This is a genomic window from Solibacillus sp. FSL R7-0682 (genome assembly GCF_038005985.1).
GTDB lineage: Bacteria > Bacillota > Bacilli > Bacillales_A > Planococcaceae > Solibacillus.
Genome location: NZ_JBBOUI010000001.1, coordinates 3,654,096 through 3,669,831, shown reverse-complemented (window position 1 = coordinate 3,669,831; position 15,736 = coordinate 3,654,096). Strand labels below are relative to the sequence as shown.

The window sequence follows — 15,736 nt, the reverse complement described above, 5'->3', positions numbered from 1 at the left end:
AAAACACCCTCACCATTTCTAGTGAGGGTGCCCATAAACCATTGCTGGTATGCGCTTTATGTAAGCAGCCACATTGCCGTAGTTATTATAGAAAGTTTTAAACCACCACTCCTCAAATGTGAAGTAGTGGTTTATTTCTTTTATTAGGAATTGTTTTAAATACTAATATAACAGGTTTTTGCATTCTATGTTTAACACCATTTTTCAAAGAGTTATCGTTATTTATTGAGAATTTTAACACCAATTTAACACCAATAACACCAAATTAGTTTGTGGTTCTTTTGTTTTTGAATATACTTTCTAATTTATCAGCTGCTGCTCGATCGGCTGATTTAAAAGCATGTCCGTAAGTATTCATAGTTACTGAAATATCGGAATGTCCCAATCTTTCGGAGATAATTTTTGCATGTACACCTTGAGCTATTAACAAACTAGCAGAAGTATGGCGCAAATCATGCAAACGAATATAACGAAATTGATTTTTCTTTAATAATTTACTCCATTTGTTAGTCGGGCTTGAAGGATATAAATGTTGTCCATTGTCTTTGCAAAATACCCATTCGTATTCTGTTTCCTCCCATTGTTCTCCGATGGATAACTTATCTTTAACCCATTTTTTTCGATATAACCTTAATTCATCCATCATATCGTAGCCCAGAACGGCAAAAGTATCTGTATGCACAAGGACGTACAAGATCAGGGCAAATTGTAACTTGGACGCTTGTCAGTAATCACAGTGGTCGTTTGGCATGGGATATTGCATGTAGCCCCCGAGATCACTGTATGATATTACAACGTTAAATAAAGTCGGTGCTATTGCTCGTAAATTAGGCATTACATGGGGCGGTGTTTGGTCAAAGAACGTTGACCGTCCTCATTTTGAAGTAAAAGCAAACTGGAAAGCTCCTGCAGGTTACAAATTAGAGGGGCAAGTGATTGTACCATCTAACAGTAAATTAAAGGTGCAGTTAATTGTAAAAGATGAAACGAAGGAGGCTGAAATTGTGGCAAAAGAAACATACGAAAAAGATGCAGCACCAACAACATGGGCTGAGGATGCTGTGGAGTGGGCGAAGGAAAATGGTGTATCAGATGGTACCTATCTAAAACGGCCAGCTACACGCGAAGAAGTGATTACGATGATTTATAAAGCTCAAAATAAAAAATAGACTTAAGCCCATTACCTATTGGTAGTGGGCTTTTTATGTGTTCCAAAAATTCATTTGGGAACGTTTATTAGGTTGGTTTTGTATACTTTATAATACGTTCTATTAATTAAAAATGTACGTTTAGCCATTCATTGCAGTTGTCAGCCAATTGTTGCATTTCTTTAAAGAAATGGCTAGCGTGGTATCCATCGCAAACGGAATGATGAACTTGTAGTGAAATAGGTAACAATACTTTATCTTCTTGATTAAAATACTTACCACCTGTAATGATTGGTAACAAGTAAGTACCATCATTAAAGATATTTAAGTTAAACCCTGTGAAGCTAGTCCACGGAATACAGGAAATAGGGACTAAGTTTTGAGGTGCCTGTTTTTTCGGACTTAACTCTTTCACTTCACCATATTGTTTCATATCTTCTTGGTAACTTTTGTGGAATGAATTAAAATCCAAATTAAAATCTGTCCATAAATCAGAAAACGTTTTATCATCATTATGAAATATAGTATAGCTAGGATTCATCTGTTCCCAATAACCAAGTCTTCCCTCTTCGTCAAAACAAGTTCGAAATTCAACGTGAGAATTAACAACCTTCATAACCATATAGATAAAAGTAGGATAGAATTTAATATCCTCTACACGAGTTCTCTCTAATAGCTTTGTAATATCTATATTTGCAGTCATACTGAACGTACATCTAGTATGATTTAAAAAATGTTCAAAATAAGGCTTTCTTTCCCAAGTATTTAAGTCAATAATATTAAATTCCATATTCTTATATGCCTCCTAAATTTTTTTAGAAAATTTAAGAGGCAAGCTTCACTGTCCTCTTCATTACTTAATCACCCTCAAACAATCTAATTTACAATTATAATATATCAAAATTGCTACCATTAGTTGAATAAAAACATCCCCAAAGCGATGTTTGGGAACGATATTTGAAATGTTTGTTCAACTAAAGCCCCCGTTAGTAAAAAAATTATTTTTTAATTACTATCGTTGACACTAAATTCAACCTGTGCTTTTATTTTATATTTTTTCATTTCCCCCGTTTCCTCGTTAGCTATAACACCAAAGTCTGCAATGCCATTTACAACATAATGTCCCTCTGGAAATTCCTGATTCATAATTTGTTTCATAAACCCTATATATTCTTTTTTGTCCTGTGAACCATACCCGCCACTTCCCCTATATTCTTCACGGAGTGGTTCCCCTTTAATTAGTTTCGTGCTTAATAACGGTTCTTCCATACGGTATCCAATCTCATAATTTCTCGTAGTCTCAATCATTGGAAAAGAGAATGGCGAAGCTGAATGAAAAATTTCAATTTCTTCTTTATCGCCTGTATATTCTAATTCCGCATAAAATTTTATAGGTTCATTCCTACTGTATTCTGCATTTTCTGTCACAAGTCGATATACAAAGTCTTCTTCGATGACCTCAGCTTTTGTTTCTAAGATTTGGGTATTAGACGGTTCATTATCAACCTTCTCGTTATTGTTTTGTTGGCAACCAAACAACCCTATTGATAAAAACATAATAGGCAAAATCAATTTAATATTTTTTAACATAATCAACTTTCTCCTTTGTAAACTTAGACGGGGTTCAGCCGACAAAACGCGGATATTATACGCTAAGCAATAACCAAAAATGAACGTTTATGAAATAGTCTCGATATCTGGTGAAATTATGATGAATATAGCTTAATTTCATAACCAAAATATATACTACAATCAAACTGCCAAAAAATATAACATAATCCCTTTTTGGTTATTGATTTATTAAACCCTTATATATTAAGGTTTTTTGCCTTAACGTACAAAATGTGCGTTTTGACGGTACTACCCCTCTTAGGTATAAAGTGGATTTTTTTATATGCATCTATTTCTTACCTTCTCCATTCAGCTGATGTAATAGGCGCATGATTGTTTCGTTTATTTCATCCAGTTCCTTTTTACTCATGCCAGTAGCACCGAATAGAGATTGAGGAACACAAGATGCCTTTTCCTGGAGTGCTTGGCCAGCTTGCGTAATATGAATATTCATGACGCGTTCATCGACAGTGTCACGTCGACGCTCGATGAGACCAGCAGCTTCCATACGTTTGAGTAATGGAGTAAGTGTACCTGTATCCAGATTAAGTATTTCCCCCAGCTCTTTAATTGTTCTTTGTGGCTTTTCCCATAACGTAACTAAAACTAAATACTGAGGATAAGTAAGCTGAAGTTCATCTAGATAAGGGCGATAAAGCCGTAAGATAGCCCTCGAACAAGCGTACAAGGAGAAGCATAAATGATCTTCTAAGTTTAAATTTTGTGAATTCGTATCCATTTGTTACACCTCTATTGGTTAGTATTTCTCTCATTATAAATTTAACATACCATCAAAAAATAAAAAAGAATTTTGCACAATTTAATTGTTGACAACATATTTACAGGAGAGTAAGATGAATTCATAAAATAAGTTTTGCACAATACAATTTGGCAAAACTTAAATATAATAATTGGAGGAATTTATAATGAGTAAACTTACTGTAGGATTTGAAAATGGTACACCAATCGAGCTTCACATTGAGGATGTAGGAACTGGAAAACCGGTCGTGTTAATTCATGGTTGGCCACTTAGCGGAAGATCTTGGGAAAAACAAGTACCTGCATTGGTAGAGGTTGGATACCGCGTCATTACGTATGATCGTCGTGGATTCGGGCAATCTTCACAGCCATGGAATGGATATGAATACGATACATTTGCGGCAGACTTACACAAAATTTTGGAGCATCTAGACCTTCGTGATGTCACATTAGTTGGATTTTCAATGGGTGGCGGTGAAGTTTCTCGTTACATTGGTACTTACGGAATAGAACGTGTATCAAGAGCTGTATTGGCAGGGGCTGTACCTCCGTACCTTTACAAAACGGCGGATAATCCAAAAGGCGGATTTGATGATGCAACAATTAAAGTTTTACAAGATGGAGTAAAGGCAGATAGAATTGCCTTCTTAGATAACTTCACAACGAACTTCTTTGCTTCAGGGGACAGAACGGATTTAGTGAGTGAAGCATTCCGACTATATAATCGTGACATTGCAGCATTTGCTTCACCAAAGGGTACACTTGACTGTATCGCTGCATTTAGTAAAACCGATTTCCGTGCTGATTTAGATAAGTTCAATGTACCAACACTGATTATTCACGGTGATTCAGATGCAATCGTGCCATTAGAAGTCAGTGGGAAAAAAGCACATGAACGCATCCCGAACAGTCAGCTTGTGGTCATTAAAGGCGGACCACATGGATTTAATGCGACACATGCCGAAGAGTTCAATGCTGAACTAATTCAGTTTTTGAAATCTACTGAATCAGTTTCTCTATAATATATTCATATATAAATAATGAAGGCACCAAATTCCGTGCTTTCATTTTTATCATTATCGGTTTTCACGTGCAAAACCTACTAAGTGGAGATGGATGTAAAGGGACCTGATTTTATCAGGAGAAATTGTGATTTTGAATTTGAGTTGAGGATAGAGATAATTTCAAATGTTTTGGGGTATCAATCTAAAGATTCAGATTTGCAAAACTGTTCAGGAAAAATAAATTATGTTAGGATAAATTGGTAAGTTAAGAATAAATTGTTATATGAATTGGAGAGAGTCATGAGTAATTTTAATCTTTTATTAGTTAAAAACAGTCAAATAGAAGGGGAACGTATCTTATTACGGCCAGTTTCGTTTAATGATGCTGAAGATATGTTTGACTATACATCTGATGAAGAAACCACGCGTTTTTTATACAGTCCACATAAAGATTTGGAACAAACTCAAAGTATGATTGCAAATTATTTTGTCAAAGAGCCTATCGGTAAATATGCAATTGTCTTAAAAGATAGCAATAAAATGATAGGTGCTATTGAGTTTAGAGTGGATGACTGGAATAAAAGTGGGGATCTTGGTTTTACATTAAATAGAAAGTATTGGGGCAATGGCTATATGACTGAAGCTGGAAAACTAATACTAGATTTAGCTTTCAAAGAATTAGGGTTGGAGCGTGTACATGCAGCACATGATGTTATTAATAGTGCTTCTGCTAAAGTATTGCTTCGCTTAGGTATGCAACGTGAAGGGACCCTTCGTAAAAGCGAAATGATCAAAGGTGTATTAGCAGATAGCGCGTACTATTCGATTTTAAAAGATGAATATTTGAATGCTGGGAAAAAAGAACAATAATCGCTATTTGTTTTGGCAATTCCATTTACTAATGCATTTTTAGAAATCTACTTGTCAGATGAATTGTAATTTCAATAAGGAAGGTGTCCATTTGGGCACCTTCCTTATTTATTGGATAAGACAATCCAATTAAATATTTTTATTAACGATATTTTAAATAGTATAGGTTGGCAACTAGTCATACTTGAATATACAGCGAAATATTAGAACAATTTTGACATAAGTAATAGATAAATATTTTTCAAAAAAATGTAACGAAACAGATAACCAAGGTATTAATATTAAGAACAGCAAGAGAGAGAGGGCGTTATGAAGAAGCTTGAAGAAGAATACGAAAAAATTCATCCGAAAATCTATACGTTTTTTTATGCTAAGACAGGGAATCAGGCAACAGCTCAAGACCTTTGCCACGATACCTTTTATGAGGCATGTAAAAACATCGCATCATTTAATGGACATTCTACCTTGTCGACTTGGGTGTTCTCTATTGCGAATAATTTATTAAAAAAGTATTACCGAAAAAATAAGTATCAGCAAAGCTTAATGCAAAAACTTGCAGCTCTTCCAGATAACGAAATCCATTCACTGGAAGAGGTGGCAGAAATTAATGAAGACACAAAAATACTCTTACATCATATTTCGAAATTGGATGATGCCTCTAGGGAAATCATATTGCTACGCATATACGGAGAACTGAGTTTTGCAGAAATCGCCATTTTGATCGGCAAATCAGAGAATTATACGCGCGTGACATTTCATCGGTTGAAATTAAAGATTCAAAAATTAATGGAGGAGACTTTATGAAAAAAGAATGTGCGGTTGTGCAAGACCTTTTGCCTTTATACGAAGAAGACTTGTTGCAGCTAGAGACAAAACAATTTATCGAGGAACACTTGAAAAGTTGCCAAAAATGCCGCCAAATCGCAGAACAATCACAAATTCCTCTTCCCACGGAAGTAAACGTAAGCGGTGTTTCTAACAAAATGATTCGAAATATTACGTTGAAATTGGCGACTATACAGATTTTCTTTGTATCCATTGCTTTGATATTGGCTATCGGCACGACCATTATGAAAGACAATAGCGGCTTTATCCTGACCTATGCCCTTTTGGGTGCGGTTACGTATCTATTTTACCGATCGGCGCTCGTTGCCATCCTGCTTGCAGGAATACCGAATTTCATATGGAATTGCCTGTCATATATGACAGATTGGTTCGGCGAATTCTATGCTGAAAGTTTTTCGGAAGCTCTTCTAACAGCACTGATGTCCTTAGTTATCCACCTGCTGTTTACTTTTATTGGAATCATTATTGGCTTTTGTATACTTAAAGCAAGAGAGGAAAATTAAATATGAAAAAGAAAAGAACATACAGTGTGATTGCAATTTTATTAATTGCAGCCGTAGTATTCGCTTACATGCAAATCAGCGGAAATACAATCGACAAGAACAAAGCAAAGGAGAGCCTGGAAAATTTTTTAGAACAAACTTATCCGGACATGGACTACAAAATCAAGCGGTCTGTAGGATATGGATGGTCCGATGGCACTTATGAGTTTAAAGTGGTAAAAAAGGACCCGACTGCAGTTGAAACCACTTATACCTTCTATGTCTCCGCTTTCGAACCGTATGAAGTTTTTAGTGATACAATCCATGAATCCAAGATAGACAAAGCGGCATCCGAAAAGCTAAACGCGGAGGCAGAGCAGTATATTCTAACGCTCCTTCAGAAAAAAGTGCAGCAAGTCGATTCAGTTGATACAAATGTGGAAGTATACAACCAAATTGACGAGGAATGGACGCCGCAGTTGAAAACACCAAGGCCGATTCACATTATGCTGGAAATTGAAAAAGGCAATTTAGCGAAAGAACAAATGTTGCAACAGAGCCAGGAAATACAGAAGCAATTGAATAGTGAATCCATCAATTATATTTTAGCAGAAATAGAGTATAAAAGCGTCATGAATGGTGAAGAAATTTATGATTACTACATTAGATTTACACCGGAACAAGAATTAACAATAAAAGATGTTAATTAATACTTTATCAAAATAGATTGTGTATTGAATTTGACCTAGTTTAATACTTTTGAAATCTAATTTAATTGCTAAAAAAGCATATATTCCACAATCGGGCGCGATTGTGGAACAATTTAGATAGGAAATGATCAAACTTTTTTATAAAAATTGAACAATACTTCACAAAGAAAGAGCCCATTTTGATCAATCTTTTTTTCAAAATAGGTTCTTCTTATTTATCATAAAATACCGGTTTATGAGGTATTTTTGATCAAACTGATCAAACTTTCTTTCAAATCAACAGTATTATATACCTTGACTACTATCGATAATAAATCAGAGGAGAATAGATGAAACAATCTTTTAATGATAATAAGTGGATTATTCCTATTTCATTATTGATTGTATTACAGCCGAGACCATCTACTTCGAATTAAAATGGCCAAATCTTAGTACAACAATAAAATACCTTACATATAAGGTGGTTTCCTCGTTAAGAAGCCTCTTCTGGTTGTGCGATTTCAAATTCACCTTCTGCATACTCTTGCTCCGCATAATGGGGTAGCGTCATAAAAATGCGGATTTACAACGTTAAGCTATGAGAAACCGCACAAAACACTTGATACAACAACGATAAGAAACAAGCGTCTTATAAACGATTGTTTTTGAGACGGTTTTCATTTCAGTAATTTTAACCCGTATTACTTGCCAAATACTGTTTCAAAACTTTGCTCAAAATCTATGTTTCAAAAAGCTCCCTTTGTGATATAGATTTGTATATCAAGGGGGGAAACAATGGCTTCTTATACTTATGGCTATGCACGAGTGAGTACACGACAGCAGGAATTGAATCGACAGCTAGATTTGTTGAAGCAGTACAATTGCCACGAGATTTTAACGGAGAAATTATCTGGAACGAAAACAGATCGTCCGGAATTAAATCGGCTAAAGGATAAATTGCGACCAGGAGACATGGTAATCGTAGAAAGCTTTTCTCGATTAGGGAGAAGTACGAAGGATTTAATTGAATTAGTTGCGTATTTCGAAGAACGAGAAATTAAACTACTGAGCGTTAAAGAAAACTTTGATACTTCGACACCACAAGGGAAATTAATGATGACGGTTTTCCAAGCATTCAGCCAGTTTGAACGTGATTTAATTGTCCAGCGAACGAAGGAAGGGCTAATCAGCGCTAGAGCAAGAGGGCGTCAAGGTGGGCGTCCGAAAGTAAATGGACGTGAGCTGAAAAAAGCCATCAATTTATATAAATCTGAACAGTATAGTGTGAGTGAAATTATTGAAATGACAGGGATTAGTCGTGCTACAATTTATCGCTATTTAAAACAAGAGCAGCTCAACAGTTAACGTTGTGCATGCTCTTGTTTTGTTTGCGTTTTTCCTTAACGTTGTAAATCCGCATTTTTCTGACGGGACCCCTATACGCCCAAACTTTGATTTGGGAACGTTAAGTTTATTTTGTATGCTTTATAAAGTTAAAAGGTACATTATTTCATTGAAAATTAAATATAAAAACAAACAACTTGAAATTTAAAAATTAATCAGTTAAACTGATTATATATTTAGGTGATTATTTTTAGGGGTGAATAATTTAAATGGAAAAATGGAATCAATCTTATGGTTTTTTACTCGGAAAGGTTCTTCAGCGAATGGAAACTAAATTCGCCGAGGGGCTTGTCCCATATCACATTAATGCTAGACAATATGGAGTTCTTTTATTTATTAACGGAAACCCTTACTCATCACAAAAAGATATTTCTGAAAATCTACAAATTGATCGGACAACAATGGTAAGTCACATTGATCATTTAGAAACTTTAGGCTTTGTAGAGAGGACAAGGAATCCTAATGATAGAAGGTCCTACAGCCTTATGATTACATCAAAAGGAAAGGATTTATTGGATTCGCGTTGGGAATTTTTAAACGATATTGAATTAGAAGTTTTAGCCCCTTTAAATAATCAAGAAAGACAATTGCTAAAGGATTTTCTCATTAAAATTTGGACTACACTTTAAAACTGGAGGTAACACAATTATGAATGCACTTGATTATTTTAATGCCCGTTTGGAAGCAACTATTAGCCCTATGGATTATTTGAGATTGACACAAATAGATCCAGATAAATATTTTTTGCTGGATGTAAGAAACGGCCCACTTCATGTAAGAAGTTTAAAAATTAAGGATGCTAATGTCATACCCGAACAAGAACTGCAAGCTCGTTTAAATGAAATACCAAAAGACAAGGAAATTATTGTTTACTGTTGGGATGTCTGGTGTAACACCGCTGCCAAGGTAGCAAAGTTTTTATTAGAACGTGGATATATGGTAAAAGAGCTAACGGGGGGTATTGCAGCGTGGAAAGAAATGAACTTTCCTGTTTCAGATTCCTCTCAAGAGGTTAACATGTCTGATAGCTGTGGGTGTTAACTCTGGTGCAAAGGGAATCTAATTAAATAAAAAACAGCTAACACTTTGTAGTAGTCTTAACTGCTGGATTGAACGTTCTCTATGTGGCATTGAACTGCACCTCATTTGTTAGACATACTAACAAGGAGGTGCGGTTTTTCTATGGGGAAAATGAGCGCAGAAGATAAATTAGCAGCGGTTCATACATAAATGGTCACCGCCACAATTAAAGGCTCAATTCCTAATTCTCTGGAATCAAGTCTATTTTTTTATATGATGAGATTTTTTAGAATAGTGATTTTATCTTTTCTTTTATACTGTTAATAACCTTTTGACCAACGTTCTCTTCTGTAAGTGTCATGTCCCATATTACGGCATGAGTTATTGAATCTGCACTGTCACTATTTATTTTTATTGTTAAATTATTCACTTCATTAAGAGGGACTTCAAACGACTCTATGCCATTTTTTCCCCTTGTAGTGGTTAACCCTACCGAATAAATTACTTCTCCATCGCTGATGAACTCTATTTCAATACTCTTTGTGCTTGTAGCGTTCAAAACATCGTCAGGTATTGCAACATAACCTGTCATATATTTATATTTGCTATCTAATAGATACACGAATTCATTGGTTTTTGTATGCTCTCTATCAATTAAATTTAGTTGTGGGGCTACTTCGTTTTGGCCAATTGTAAAAGTGGACAAGTTTTCATCCCATTGGATAGACTCATCTTCTTGTACCAGGTCATTCAGGGCAATAATTTTCCCTTCGCCTTTTTCTAAATATTGATTAATACCGCCAACAATTATTATTGTTCCAAGGGCAAGCACCATGGAAAGTAATACGATTTTGATAACTCCTTTTAGATTATCTCGGTTATGAGTGACGATTCGCTGTGCTGCAAACCCTACTGCAGCACCCAATGAATTTATAATAATATCATTTATATCAAAAGCTCCTAAATGTGTAAGCATTTGAATCGTTTCAAGAATTGTTATTGATACTATAAAAACGACGATAAAGCGTTTAAAACTACAACGAAACAGGAGTGGAATAATCACGCCAAAAGGGATAAACGCTAAAAAATTCCCGTACTCAAAAAACCAGATTTGAAAGCCTTTTCCTATTGGATAATGCAATGGGATTCCTTCAGGTATTAGATTGTATCGTAAGCTAGAGTCTGTCCCCAGTAGACCTCTATTAAAACCTAGATATAAGAAATAGAGGATCAAAGCTGTATATAATGTTAACAGCACAATTGTGATTTTACGTAAATTTACTTGTTTCATAAAATGTCCTTTCTTTTCTTTGATGTAAAAGATTGCATCTTACCATTTTAAGTATGAAGTTTCAATAGGTCTTCCACTCTCCAGCAAACCTTATGGATTCCTTGCCTTGCATAAAAAATCGTTGGCATGATACTTAACAGTAAATAAGAGAAAGAATTTCTAGTAATGAAATTCGTTCTCAATTTTAAAATCTATATGATGAAACGCATAAAAAGTTTAACTAATTTTTTTGATTTTTTAAACCCCATTCACATAACTGTTCCAAAGCCGGTAATAGGGATTGTGCTTTTTGTGTAAGACTGTACTCTACTTTAGGTGGGACTTGCGGATATTCTTTTCGTACAATCATGCCGTCTGCTTCCAACTCTTTAAGCTGTGAACTTAATATTTTGAAGGTAATGGTCCCCAATTTTCTTTGCAATTCATTAAAGCGGACTGTTTCGTTTTCTGCCAAAATATAAATAATTAGCATTTTCCACTTACCACCAATAATTGATAATGTATAGCCAAAAGGTGTCTCTCGAACGTTGCCCTTCTCTACATAGTCAGACATCCCCATCTTTTTACACTATCCTTTCTAATAGTACCTATCAAAAAAGTGCGTACTATTTTTTTATTTATGACTATTTTATATTTAACCTATTCTCAAGTAAAGGAATGGTAAAAATGAAAAAAATTAAAACAGTCAACCACGATCTTTGGGATCACGGCATTTCCCAGGGGTTCAGCGTAGATGGAACAGTCTATATTTCCGGGCAGTTTTCTCATGATTCGGAAGGAGTCTTTGTCGGTGAAGGAGATATTGAAGCGCAAACTCGACAAACACTGGCAAATCTAGACCGTGTATTAGAAGGGTTTAATATTACAAGATCGAACCTTGCCTATTTGGAAATTTATTTAACGAATGCACAAGAGGATACAGGGCCAGCTATCCAAATTTTTAAAGAATATATGGGACAGCATCGCCCAGCCGGCAGCCTGATCGGTGTAAACCACTTGGCTTCTCCTGAGCAATTAATTGAAATTAGCGCTATTGCGTACACGGATTAGTTGAGTGTGAATTCACTACTTTTGTAAGTACCTTAATTTATAAACGGAGAACAAAAACACCTCAAAAGAAAACCTTGATACAGCAAGCATTTCCTCTGTATCAAGGAAATAAATGATGTCAATGGGAGTTGTGAAAGTAATTAAAGTTAAAAAGAAGTTTAGATTTTGGAAGGTTATCAAGACTATTTTATTAGCTACAGTAGCAGTGGTTATTATTTGGGTCATTTACAGCAATATAATGGCTGTGTATGAACAAAGAAAATATCCAGCAATAGGGGAATTAGTCGAAGTAAATGGCAAAAATATGCACATTTATACAAAGGGCCAAGGAGACAATACAATTGTTTTATTAAGCGGTCTTGCAACCCCAGCACCAGCACTGGATTTTGAGCCATTGATAAATGAATTGTCAAAGACTAATAAAGTAGTAGTCGTAGAACCCTTCGGATATGGTTGGAGTGATCTAACAGACAAAGAACGAACAGTTGAGAACATAGTAGAGGAAACAAGGGCTGCACTAAAAAAGTCGAACATAAAAGGTCCATATATATTGATGCCTCACTCAATTTCCGGTATATATAGTTTGTATTATGCGAATAACTATTCCGAGGAAGTTAAAGCCATCATAGGAATAGATCCAACCTTACCACAGATGTCGGAATATTTTGGTGATGACGTTTTTCCTACTATGCCTAAATATACGGAATATATGGCACCAATAGGTATTGCTCGATTATTGGCATATGTAACGCCAGATAATATTCTGCCATTATCTGAAAAGGGCACATATACAGAGGTAAACTTAAAAATGGCAAAATCTATAGTTGCTGCGAAATACATAAATAAAGCTGTAGTTAAAGAGACGAACGAGATAAAGAATAACTTTGATTTAACAACAAATATGACATTCCCTTCTGACTTACCAGTGATGATTTTTACTCCAAAAGAGCAATATGTAGAGGGGAAGTCAAAAATAGATTTTTATAATACGCAATTACAAAATATAAAAAATAATAAATTAGTAGTTCTAGAAGGTCAGCATTATTTACATTGGACTCATTATAAGGAAATGAGCGAAAATCTGAATGAATTCGTAGAGGGGTTAAAGTAGATTAGAATAATGGAAAGGGAAAAGCTAGAGATTACATCAGCGCATGTGCGACGTTATTGGCTGAAATCCGATAGTAAAAACGGTCAAGTTGGCGTGGATTATTGTGATTACCGTATCGTTTAGAACTTAAATTTAAGCATCTCTCACCAGGTAAATGTCGAAAAGCACGGTAAAGACGCTCTAAGTAAGTTGTAGAAACGTTTGAAGATCGATTTCTGAAAAGGCTGCTCTAAATAGCTGAACGAATGCATAGACAGGTTGTGTACCCTGATAAGCAATTAAAGTAGATTGTAAAACTTGATGTTCTTTTTCAGTTAACTGTTCATAGAAACGCCAAAACAAAGTATTATTCTTTTATTTCCAACTTTTTTCGTAGTAGAAACCAGTGTATCCTTTTTTAATTTTAGTTGCTCTACAGTTTTTCTAACAGTGGAGTAACTCCCTTTATAACCTTTTTTCGATTTCTTTTATTACGCTGATAGGCTGGTGCAGCAGTTATTTCCGTAAAAATAATCGTGCTACACATAGCATTCAAGCAAAACCATTTCTGCAAGCGCAGATGCAGAAAGACTTTTTTTCCTGAAATAGGTAAGTCGCGAATTTTTCGTTTCGTGCTACTATGTCGACGCGTGCTGAGTTCTTGGCATTTAGGACAACAAGCGGATTTGGATCGTGAATGGAAATAAAAAAGCATGTGAGAATACGGTACACGTCTTTTTCAGATCCTATACCCGGGTAGTGATGTATGTAAGCATTCACTGACTATGTGTAAGAACCTAATTTAGCTTGCGAAATACAGTTATATATAATAATTTGTTTACACCTTATAAGGGGAATGCATCAATGGACGTAACAAGTATAATAAGGGGTCTTTTTCCTTGGATTATAACAGCGTGTTGTATTTTTGGAATAATTGGCTTTTCATTCTTAATTTATCAGAAAAAAAGAGGTCATTTACACAAACAAAAAATATATTCTTTTATCACGCTTTTATTGTTGATTTGCTGGTTTACTATTGTGTTAGGTATAACAACATTGAGCCGAGGCGCCAATTATGAAAGTATGACCAATCTTAATCTGTATAGCGGTTATATTAATGCTTGGAATAATTGGTCTTTGACAGAATTTCAACTAATTATTTTTAATATTATAATGTTTGTTCCGTTAGGAATTTTATTACCATTTTACAATAAAAAATTTAACAGTTTTACCCCAGCACTAATAGTATCATTAGGAGTTACACTTTTGATTGAATGTATTCAATTTGTAACGCAAAAAGGTATTTTTGAATTAGATGATATATTTCATAACACATTAGGAGGTATTATTGGGTTCTATTTAATTATTGGTATTAGAGATTTTGTTCAACAAAGAAAATTGAAATCATTGATTAAAGCAATAGCACTCCCTACGATTTTTAGTATCATTTTATTAATACCGTTTACTTTCTATTCGATTAAAGAATTTGGGAACATGCCGATTCTTCCTGCTGAAAGACAAGATATGGAACATGTAACAGTTGAATCAAAATTAAATTTTTCGGATGAACCGTCAAGTGCAGCAATTTACCAAAACATAAGTGCAAATGATTTAGAGAATGGGAAGAAAATAGCTACTATTTTGAGTAATGAATATGGATTAACTCAAAAAGGAAAAATATACACAGAGAGTCGCAATCGAATTTTTAAATTCGAGGACGAATCATACAATATATACCAATTGAATTATGTCTTAACAGCTGGAACATGGACGCTTACAAATTTCGCTTCTGAAGAGCTAGAAATTTCACCAGCATTTGAGAAAACACAAAAAGAATTATTCGAAAAATGGATGAAAACAAGTAAATTGTTGCCGGATGATGTTAATTATTCTCTTCAGGGTAAAGAATTACGTTGGGATGTAATAACACCTGAATCAATCAAAAATTATAATCAAGATTTTTCGATGGGTCTTGTCATGATTACACCATCTAAAACGAAGATACCAAGTACAATCTTTTACTCAATAAACGAAAATAATTTTATAAAGAATGTCGATATTATTTCCCCTAAAAAAGCATATGAAGAGATAATAAATGGGAATTTTGAAATTTACCCAGCTTTAAGTAAAGGTGATAGTTTAAATATAACTGGGGTCGATATTTCATATGTTTATGATACAAAAGGTTATTATCAACCAGTATATAATTTTGAAGTTCATCTAAATAATGAAGATTACTTCATTAATATTCAAATACCTGCAATGATGAAATCTTTAACTAACTTGCTTCGTTAGTTGAATAAGAAGGGGGAGAATGGAGTTCTCCCTCGCAACTTAACCTGCTGCGTTAATTGAAGTATTACATTCCCAAACCGTCGTTTGGGAGTATTGCTGATCCATAACCTTGTCATGGCATTTGTTATTCCACAATCTGGGCGCGATTCTTCAATAAGAAGATAGCGTTGTTCCGTT

At 34.7% G+C, this 15,736-nt stretch carries 19 protein-coding genes and 2 pseudogenes; 13 read left to right on the top strand and 8 right to left on the bottom strand.

Features of this window, described 5'->3' with window-relative positions; all coding sequences use genetic code 11:
• Positions 1–265: 265 nt before the first annotated feature.
• On the bottom strand, positions 266–646 hold the full coding sequence (locus tag MKZ17_RS18445) for a site-specific integrase (protein ID WP_340725184.1): 381 nt from the start codon (positions 644–646) through the stop codon (positions 266–268).
• Positions 647–779: 133 nt separating this feature from the next.
• On the opposite strand from MKZ17_RS18445, the pseudogene MKZ17_RS20655 reads away from it, so the two are divergent.
• Together MKZ17_RS20655 and MKZ17_RS18440 are read left to right on the top strand one after the other, a co-directional pair.
• Positions 780–848 (top strand): annotated as a pseudogene (locus MKZ17_RS20655) (M15 family metallopeptidase); the annotation flags it as partial.
• Between the two features lie 84 nt (positions 849–932).
• Positions 933–1,169 (top strand): hypothetical protein, encoded by a 237-nt coding sequence (locus tag MKZ17_RS18440; RefSeq protein ID WP_340725183.1) that lies wholly within the window; start codon positions 933–935, stop codon positions 1,167–1,169.
• A gap of 106 nt (positions 1,170–1,275) precedes the next feature.
• Here MKZ17_RS18440 and catA read toward each other — a convergent pair whose 3' ends face one another.
• The 3 genes from catA to MKZ17_RS18425 form a co-directional block, all read right to left on the bottom strand.
• Positions 1,276–1,938, bottom strand: coding sequence for a type A chloramphenicol O-acetyltransferase (gene catA, locus MKZ17_RS18435; protein WP_340725182.1), 663 nt, complete (start codon positions 1,936–1,938; stop codon positions 1,276–1,278).
• A 215-nt stretch (positions 1,939–2,153) separates the two neighbouring features.
• A complete protein-coding gene (locus tag MKZ17_RS18430; protein WP_340725181.1) occupies positions 2,154–2,738 on the bottom strand; it encodes a hypothetical protein in 585 nt (194 codons plus the stop codon).
• Positions 2,739–3,048: 310 nt separating this feature from the next.
• Entirely contained in the window at positions 3,049–3,498 is a 450-nt protein-coding gene (locus tag MKZ17_RS18425) for a MarR family winged helix-turn-helix transcriptional regulator (RefSeq protein WP_340725180.1), read from the bottom strand.
• 187 nt (positions 3,499–3,685) lie between these two features.
• Between MKZ17_RS18425 and MKZ17_RS18420 the strand changes: the two genes are divergently transcribed.
• The 8 genes and pseudogenes from MKZ17_RS18420 to MKZ17_RS18385 all read left to right on the top strand — a co-directional run bounded on the left by MKZ17_RS18420 (position 3,686) and on the right by MKZ17_RS18385 (position 9,854).
• Positions 3,686–4,540, top strand: coding sequence for an alpha/beta fold hydrolase (locus MKZ17_RS18420; RefSeq protein ID WP_340725179.1), 855 nt, complete (start codon positions 3,686–3,688; stop codon positions 4,538–4,540).
• Positions 4,541–4,822: 282 nt separating this feature from the next.
• Positions 4,823–5,392 carry a GNAT family N-acetyltransferase gene (locus MKZ17_RS18415; RefSeq protein WP_340725178.1) on the top strand — a complete coding sequence of 190 codons (570 nt, stop codon included), beginning with the start codon at positions 4,823–4,825 and terminating at the stop codon, positions 5,390–5,392.
• 309 nt (positions 5,393–5,701) lie between these two features.
• The gene (locus MKZ17_RS18410; RefSeq protein ID WP_340725177.1) at positions 5,702–6,196 is read left to right on the top strand and encodes an RNA polymerase sigma factor; all 495 of its coding nucleotides are present in this window, start codon (positions 5,702–5,704) and stop codon (positions 6,194–6,196) included.
• Positions 6,193–6,741 (top strand): zf-HC2 domain-containing protein, encoded by a 549-nt coding sequence (locus MKZ17_RS18405; protein WP_340725176.1) that lies wholly within the window; start codon positions 6,193–6,195, stop codon positions 6,739–6,741. The genes MKZ17_RS18410 and MKZ17_RS18405 overlap by 4 nt, the downstream gene beginning before the upstream one ends.
• Positions 6,742–6,743: 2 nt before the next feature.
• Positions 6,744–7,430 carry a YfjL-like protein gene (locus MKZ17_RS18400; RefSeq protein ID WP_340725175.1) on the top strand — a complete coding sequence of 229 codons (687 nt, stop codon included), beginning with the start codon at positions 6,744–6,746 and terminating at the stop codon, positions 7,428–7,430.
• A gap of 774 nt (positions 7,431–8,204) precedes the next feature.
• Positions 8,205–8,762 (top strand): annotated as a pseudogene (locus MKZ17_RS18395) (recombinase family protein); the annotation flags it as partial.
• Between the two features lie 260 nt (positions 8,763–9,022).
• Positions 9,023–9,442, top strand: coding sequence for a MarR family winged helix-turn-helix transcriptional regulator (locus tag MKZ17_RS18390; RefSeq protein WP_340725173.1), 420 nt, complete (start codon positions 9,023–9,025; stop codon positions 9,440–9,442).
• 19 nt (positions 9,443–9,461) lie between these two features.
• The gene (locus MKZ17_RS18385) at positions 9,462–9,854 is read left to right on the top strand and encodes a rhodanese-like domain-containing protein (RefSeq protein ID WP_126992098.1); all 393 of its coding nucleotides are present in this window, start codon (positions 9,462–9,464) and stop codon (positions 9,852–9,854) included.
• Positions 9,855–10,119: 265 nt separating this feature from the next.
• Here the strand turns inward: MKZ17_RS18385 and MKZ17_RS18380 are convergent, their stop codons facing one another.
• Both MKZ17_RS18380 and MKZ17_RS18375 read right to left on the bottom strand, forming a co-directional pair.
• On the bottom strand, positions 10,120–11,124 hold the full coding sequence (locus tag MKZ17_RS18380) for a VanZ family protein (protein WP_340725172.1): 1,005 nt from the start codon (positions 11,122–11,124) through the stop codon (positions 10,120–10,122).
• 220 nt (positions 11,125–11,344) lie between these two features.
• Entirely contained in the window at positions 11,345–11,683 is a 339-nt protein-coding gene (locus MKZ17_RS18375) for a winged helix-turn-helix transcriptional regulator (RefSeq protein WP_126992084.1), read from the bottom strand.
• 107 nt (positions 11,684–11,790) lie between these two features.
• Here MKZ17_RS18375 and MKZ17_RS18370 point away from each other — a divergent pair, with 107 nt between their 5' ends.
• Together MKZ17_RS18370 and MKZ17_RS18365 are read left to right on the top strand one after the other, a co-directional pair.
• Positions 11,791–12,174 (top strand): RidA family protein, encoded by a 384-nt coding sequence (locus MKZ17_RS18370; RefSeq protein ID WP_340725171.1) that lies wholly within the window; start codon positions 11,791–11,793, stop codon positions 12,172–12,174.
• A 130-nt stretch (positions 12,175–12,304) separates the two neighbouring features.
• Positions 12,305–13,285, top strand: a complete 981-nt coding sequence (locus MKZ17_RS18365; protein WP_340725170.1) for an alpha/beta fold hydrolase — start codon at positions 12,305–12,307, stop codon at positions 13,283–13,285.
• 180 nt (positions 13,286–13,465) lie between these two features.
• Here the strand turns inward: MKZ17_RS18365 and MKZ17_RS18360 are convergent, their stop codons facing one another.
• Positions 13,466–13,627 (bottom strand): hypothetical protein, encoded by a 162-nt coding sequence (locus MKZ17_RS18360; protein WP_340725169.1) that lies wholly within the window; start codon positions 13,625–13,627, stop codon positions 13,466–13,468.
• A gap of 70 nt (positions 13,628–13,697) precedes the next feature.
• On the bottom strand, positions 13,698–13,979 hold the full coding sequence (locus tag MKZ17_RS20650) for a transposase family protein (protein ID WP_126992089.1): 282 nt from the start codon (positions 13,977–13,979) through the stop codon (positions 13,698–13,700).
• 149 nt (positions 13,980–14,128) lie between these two features.
• Here MKZ17_RS20650 and MKZ17_RS18355 point away from each other — a divergent pair, with 149 nt between their 5' ends.
• Positions 14,129–15,559 (top strand): VanZ family protein, encoded by a 1,431-nt coding sequence (locus tag MKZ17_RS18355; RefSeq protein WP_340725168.1) that lies wholly within the window; start codon positions 14,129–14,131, stop codon positions 15,557–15,559.
• Positions 15,560–15,736 lie beyond the last annotated feature (177 nt).